Here is a 6,223-nt window from a genome sequence, read left to right as displayed (position 1 = left end):
CAGGTCCACCCAGCGCCGCTCCACCTCGGTCCACTTCGCCACGACCCGCTCGACACACGCCCATCCGCGCGGCGCGAGCACGACCATCCGGCTGCGTCCATCGGTCGGGTGCGGCACGCGCTCGACGTATCCGCGCTGCTCAAGCTCGTCCACCAGCTGCACCGCCGCCTGCTTCGTCACCCCGAGGTGCTGTCCCAGTTCGACGGCCGTCGCGCCTTGGCGGTGTGACAAATACTGGAAGACGAAGCCGTGCGCGGGCCGCACATCGCCGAATCCCTCAGCCGCGAGGTGGTCGTGGACCTCGTCCATCACCGACCGGAACGCCATCGCCAGCAGCGCGGGGATGTCGGCGGCCATGGGCTCTCCTCTGGTCAACTCGCTTTACTTTAGGCGCACTAACCAGATACTGGGCGCATGGGCAAAACATACGAGCGGATCGACGGCAGGCTGCGTGACTTCATCGAGCGGCAGCCGCTCTTCTTCATCGCCACCGCCCCGCTCAGCGAGGACGGCCACGTCAACCTCTCGCCCAAGGGACGCACGGGCTCGTCCGCCGTCCTCGACGAGCGCACCTTCGCCTACGTCGACTTCGGCGGCAGCGGCGCCGAGACCATCGCGCACCTGCGGGAGAACGGGCGCGTCACCGTGATGTGGTGTGCCTTCGAGGGGCCGCCGAACATCGTGCGCGTCCACGGCCGCGGCGAGCCCGTCTTCCGCGACGACCCGCGCTGGCCGGGTCTCATCGACAAGATCCCCGAGGGCAAGAAGCCCTCGGCGCGCGCGATCATCGTGGTCACCGCCGACCGGATCAGCGACACCTGCGGCTTCGCCGTTCCGCTCATGGACCACCAGGGTGGCCGCGCGCTGCACGAGGAGTACTTCGGCCGCAAGACCGATGCCGAGTTCGCCACCTACTGCGAGTCCAAGGACCACGTCGGCACCAGCCTCGACGGGCTGCCCGGCCTCCCGCTGCCGCTGCCTCAGGCCCCGTAGGCGAACACGGGGTAGTGGTCGGAGTAGTCGTCGTAGCTGTAGGTGGTGAACCACGACGTCACCTTCCACGTCGGGCTCTTGACCGCCCGCGTGTCGTTGACCAGGTCGCCGCCGGGGTGGCCGTTGATCGAGAGCACATAGTCGAGGTGCTCGGGCACGGCGTTGCCGTACTGGCCCTTGCAGACGCTGTTGGTCACACAGTCCCACGAGTACCGGTGGCCGGTCAGCCGTGGCGCCCGCGCGTTCAGCGAGGTGAGCATCTGGCCGTACTCGGCGCTTTCGCCGATCACGTTCAGGTCGCCCGCGACGTACAGCGGCTCCGTCGCCGGGATCGCCTCGCGGTCAAGGAACGCGCGGATCTCGGCGCGCTGGTTCGCGCGAACCGACCCGGGGGACACCGAGCAGCTGCTGTCCTGGGCCTGGGCGTGCACCCCGACCACGTGCACGGGACCGGCGGGTGAGCTGAGCCGGACGTAGGCGAAGCCCTTGTTCGACATCGGCTCCACACCGCAGCGCTGGGTGAACACGTGCTGCACCTTGCGGGTGATCGGCCACCGGCTGATCACCGCGGTCCCGCCGTCCTCCGGCGTGTAGTCCGAGTAGCCGCCGAGCGTGGCGTCCCACCCGCTGCGCGACCGCCCCACGACCGGCGTCTGGTGCGGGTAGGTGTCGGACAGGTTGCGCAGCAGCCGGTCGCCCGCCTCGTTGTCGAACACCTCGTTGAGCACGACCACGTCCTGCCCGGCCAGCACGTTCTCCTGGTCGATCAGGTCGGCCCTGGTCACCTGGCCCCAGTTCGGGTACAGGTTCCGCGACAGCATGAAGACGTTGTAGCTCGCGATCTTCGGCGCGGTGGGCGCGGCATGGGCGGGCGCGGCGGTAAGGCTCAGCCCGGCGACCAGCAGTGACGTGAATAACATTTGCGTTCGCATGGGAGCGATTGTGCGGCCTCGCCCAGTCTCGGGCAAGGAAAACATTCACCTTTGGTCGGTGTTCATCCCGGCGGCACCGACCTGTCGCCACCTGAGCACCACACCGGTCAAGGCGATGAGCGTGAGCCCACCGATGAGCCCACATCCGGGTGGGGCGTGACAGTCAGCCTCGGCCGACGAACTCGGCCGGGCTGACCGTGTTGATCACCACCAGCAGCGGCCGCTCCGCCGAGATCGGGGTGCCGTCGACGCCGGCGACGACCTGGCGCTGTCCGATGGCGGCCTTCGGGAACACCAGGAGCTGCACCGAGAACCGGCCGTTCACGTCCGGGGTGGCCTTCGCCTCGCCGACCGCGTTGGCGAACCGCACGGTGACCGGTTTGCCTGGCGGGAAGCCGATTCCCGTGGCCATCGCGACCCGCCCCGGAGCCAGCACGGCCGGGTTCAGGTCCAGCGCGGGCTGGACCGCGCTGCCTCGAACGCCTACCAGATGTGGGCTGGCGGGGGCGGTCGAGGTGAAGCGCAGGACGGCCGTGCGGACTTCCGGGGCGCCGGGCGCCGCAGGACCCCGCGGCGAGAATCGGACCTGAGCCACGCACGTCGCCGCGGGCGCGAGCGTGGTGCCGACGCAGCCGTCCACTGTGTAGTCCCCGGCCACTGTCGGGGCGTCCACGGTCGCGGCGGTCACCGTCATCGGAGATCCGCCGCCGTTGCGGATGGTCAGCGGGATCGGCGCGCCTTCGGAGAGCATCAGGCGCGCGCCGAAGTCGACCGGGTCGGGGGTGGCGGCGAACACCGCGTCCGAGGGGATCACGATCTCCGGCGTCCCGGTGCCGCGCAGGTCGACGGTGTATGTGCGGCCGCCGCGGACCTGGAGGACCAGTGTGGCGGTGTAGTCGCGGGTTTCCGTGGGGGAGAAGCGCACGGAGACCAGACAGGTTCCCGTTGTGTGCAGGACCTCGCAGGTGTCGGCGCCGATCGTGTAGGCCGGGTCGCCCGTGATCGAGGCCGACTCCACCACCAGGGCACCGAAGCCGACATGGCGCAGTTCGACGCTGCGGTTGGCGGTGGCGCCGATGGTGACAGGGCCGAAGGTGACGGGTCCGCCCGCCAGGCCCGGCTCGAAGGTATGGACGTAGGAGTCGGTGTAGTCGTCGGCGTCGTCGTCAGCCAAGTCGCTTGCCCGGGAGTCGAAGGCCACGCGGCCGGTGTCGGAGACCGACGGTGGCGCGGAGGTGTACGACGGGGTGCTGTCGCCCGGGCAGCGGGGGCCACCGTCCGGGCAGACGGTGTCGCGGGGGACCGACGCCAGGGCCGCGGGCAGCATGGGCAGGCCCGCGGTGGCGCGTTCGCCGTCGACGACCAGGTCGCGGACGACCACGTGGCAGCGGGTCCGGTCCTCGCGGCCCTCGTCGACCGGAGGTGGGGCCATGGCCGTCGCGTCGTTCGGGACCAGGCAGCTGTAGTCGTGGGGCTCCCCGATGTCCAGGTCGTCGTGCACCACGAAAGCGTCGGTCACGAACGCGAGATAGCGACCGCTGGGGGACAACGCCGGCAGCGCGCCGTTCACGGGGTCGCCGAAGATGTTGCGGGAGACGATGCCGGACTCGTTGGTGCCGGGGCGAACCACGTACACGTTGGGCTGCCCGGTCGTGCGGGACGCGACGAACGCGATCACGGAGCCGTCCCCCGAGATCGAGGGCGCGCGCATCCGGATGCCGTCGTCCGGGTTGACCGGGGTGCCGTCGGCTTCGAAGTCGACCCGCTCGTTCGTGTCGGCCGCGACGGCGGTGCGGAACACCGCGTACGGGTCGGTCTCGTCGTTGTCGATCCGGGCGACGGAGACGATGAACCGGCCGTCGGCGGAAACGCGGGCCTCGTCGAAGCTGCGCAGCGACTGCTCGCCGAACTCGATGGACACCGGCTCCCGGGTGGCCGGGCTGCCGATGGTGCCCGCGGGGCCGCGCAGCAGCGCCGTGGTGAGGTTCCAGCTCGACCCGGACGTGCCCGCGAACTCGCCCCACACGATCCGGCTCGCATCGCCCGAAAGGTGGGGGTCGCGGTAGCTCTCCAGCCTGGTCGGCGGCGAGGAAGCGGTGATCAGGGAGTAGCGGTAGTCCATCGAGCCGTCGGGCCTGCGCGCGTCGAAGACCCCGTTCGGGGCGCGGTCGCACAGCACGACGTCCTCATGGTCGTGCAGGTCCTCCTTGACCAGGTTGGTCGCGTTGGTCATGAACGCGACGAACCGGCCGTCCGCCGAGATGGTCGGCTCGTAGCTGTCGCCGTCGGTCGGGAACTCGACGGCCGCCTGGTTGAAAGTCAGCAGCCGGGGTCCGGCCAGCCCCGGAACCGGGGGTTCGCTGCTGGGCAGGGATGGCGGGCTGTACTGGCCTCGGCTGATCAGCACGGTCCGGCCGCGGGCCAGGTCGCGGACGTAGACGTTCTCCGTCTGCGTCGTCGCCACCCCGTCGAGCACGGACCGGCTGACGAAGGCGACCGCGGTGCCGTCGTACGACATCTCCTGGTCGAAACCACCGGTCGGCGAGAACTCCCCGTTGCCCGCCACCGACACCAGCGTCGTCGAGCCCGGTGCGACCTCGGCGGTCGCCGATGGCAGCGGACCGCTGTGCACGAGCAGGGCGCCGAGGCTCGCGACCAGCACGATCGCCACGGCGCGTCGGGCGGCGGAGACGGGCACGGGTGGACCTCCGCTCAGGCGGACTTGTGCTGCTCAGCCTAGGAAACGCGCCCATCGCCCGGCCCCGGCGCGCGGGTGGCCATCGGGTCGCCATGATCCGCCCGATCGGGCGGATCTCGCTGCCCAGCCAGGCTCCCGATCGCAAGCTGCGACCCCGGTACACCGCCGGCCACACTTCGGGCCATGGGAGCTACGACCTCGCTTGCCGGGAAGGAACTGTCCGTGACCCCGGGGGCCACGGTCACCTCCACGGTGCAGATCCGCAACTCGGGAACGCTCGTCGACCAGTTCACTGTGGACGTCGTCGGCGACGCCGTCGAGTGGACAACAGTGGAACCGGCGATCATCAACCTGATGCCCGGCACCGAGGGGCAGGTCACCGTGACCTTCGCTCCGCCACGGGATTCGACGGTGCCCGCGGGCGTCGTCCCCTTCGGCATCCGGGTGCTCTCGCGTGAGGAACCCGGCGCCTCGATGGTCGAGGAGGGCGCGGTCCACGTCGAGCCGTTCACCGACCTGCAGCTCGAGCTGATCCCCAAGACGTCCAAGGGGCGGCGCAAGGCCAAGCACGAGCTGATCGTCGACAACGCGGGCAACTGCCCGATGGTGGTCGAGCTGACCGCCATGGACCCGGAGGACGAGCTCAAGCTCGACATCGACCACCGGATGCTGACGATCCAGCCGGGCACGTCGGCGTTCCTGCGGCTGCGGGCCCGCCCGCACGACACATTCCTGCGGGGCGCCGAGAAGCGACACCCGTTCCAGGTGACGGCGACGACGGGCGAGGCCGCGCCGGTCACCGCCAACGGAACCGTGGTGCAGCAGCAGATTCTGCCCAAGTGGCTGCTGCCCGCGCTGATCGCCCTGCTGGCCTTGGCGATCATCGCCGTGACCCTGTGGTTCACCGTGCTGAAGCCGACGCTGCAGTCGGCGGCCCGCGATACCGCGGCGCAGCTGGTGAAGGAGGAGCAGCAGAAGCTCACCGACAAGGCGGACAAGGCGGAGGAGAAAGCCGCCGCGGCCGAACAGAAAGCGGCCGCAGCGGAGAAGAAGGTCACCGACGGGGTGCTCGCGGGCGCGGGCGGCGGGCCGCCGCCGGTCACCGCCCCGGGCGGGGCGGATGTGTCCAAGGGGCAGGCGTTCGACTTCCGAGTCGTGACCGACCCGGTGGCGACCGCGGACGGCGCCGACTTCGCCACGTTCACCGCGCCAGAACCGGTCCCCGACGGCAAGACCCTGGTGATCACCGACCTGGTGCTGCAGAACCCGCGCGGCGACTCGGGAACCCTGCGGATCCTGCGCGGCGACGAGGTCCTGCTCGAGTTCGGCCTCAACAACTTCCGCGACGTCGACTACCACTACCTCGAACCGCTGACTTTCCCACCGGGCAAGGAACTCCGCGTCGCGGTGAACTGCCAGCTCCCCGGCGCCCCCGAACCCGCGACCGGCCGCTGCCGCCCCTCCGTCTCCTTCTCCGGCCGCCTAGCCGGCTAGTCCGAAAATGAGTGGTGAGTGGGTGGCGACAGCTCCCGGCGGAGCCGGGATCTTGTTGGTCAGGCGGCTGGTTCGAGGGTGACTCGGTAGCCGAGGGCGTGGAGTT

5 protein-coding genes are annotated in these 6,223 nt (G+C 70.3%); 2 read left to right on the top strand and 3 right to left on the bottom strand.

Annotation, left to right across the window (positions count from 1 at the left end):
* Nucleotides 1–357 (bottom strand): MarR family winged helix-turn-helix transcriptional regulator (locus tag ACRDSQ_RS16875; protein ID WP_431422277.1); only part of this gene is annotated, 357 nt, incomplete at its 3' end.
* 57 nt (nt 358–414) lie between these two features.
* Here ACRDSQ_RS16875 and ACRDSQ_RS16870 point away from each other — a divergent pair.
* A complete protein-coding gene (locus ACRDSQ_RS16870) occupies nt 415–993 on the top strand; it encodes a pyridoxamine 5'-phosphate oxidase family protein (protein ID WP_431422276.1) in 579 nt (192 codons plus the stop codon).
* Here the strand turns inward: ACRDSQ_RS16870 and sph are convergent.
* Nucleotides 981–1,913: a sphingomyelin phosphodiesterase gene (gene sph / locus ACRDSQ_RS16865; RefSeq protein WP_431422274.1), complete on the bottom strand. Its 933-nt coding sequence runs from the start codon at nt 1,911–1,913 to the stop codon at nt 981–983. The genes ACRDSQ_RS16870 and sph overlap by 13 nt on opposite strands.
* Before the next feature lie 175 nt (nt 1,914–2,088).
* On the bottom strand, nt 2,089–4,623 hold the full coding sequence (locus ACRDSQ_RS16860; RefSeq protein ID WP_431422273.1) for a choice-of-anchor D domain-containing protein: 2,535 nt from the start codon (nt 4,621–4,623) through the stop codon (nt 2,089–2,091).
* Between the two features lie 183 nt (nt 4,624–4,806).
* Between ACRDSQ_RS16860 and ACRDSQ_RS16855 the strand changes: the two genes are divergently transcribed.
* Nucleotides 4,807–6,117 (top strand): hypothetical protein, encoded by a 1,311-nt coding sequence (locus ACRDSQ_RS16855; RefSeq protein ID WP_431422271.1) that lies wholly within the window; start codon nt 4,807–4,809, stop codon nt 6,115–6,117.
* The last annotated feature ends 106 nt before the right edge of the window (nt 6,118–6,223 follow it).

The organism is Actinokineospora sp. (assembly GCF_050699995.1).
GTDB lineage: Bacteria > Actinomycetota > Actinomycetes > Mycobacteriales > Pseudonocardiaceae > Actinokineospora.
The sequence above is the reverse complement of the archived record's forward strand: the minus strand, read 5'-3'. Positions and strand labels throughout refer to the sequence as shown.

What these genes read in the sequence shown, in the direction of transcription:
- ACRDSQ_RS16870 (WP_431422276.1), top strand. Translation starts at nt 415, where the DNA reads ATGGGCAAAACATACGAGCGGATCGACGGCAGGCTGCGTGACTTCATC.
- sph (WP_431422274.1), bottom strand. Translation starts at nt 1,913, where the DNA reads ATGTTATTCACGTCACTGCTGGTCGCCGGGCTGAGCCTTACCGCCGCG.
- ACRDSQ_RS16855 (WP_431422271.1), top strand. Translation starts at nt 4,807, where the DNA reads ATGGGAGCTACGACCTCGCTTGCCGGGAAGGAACTGTCCGTGACCCCG.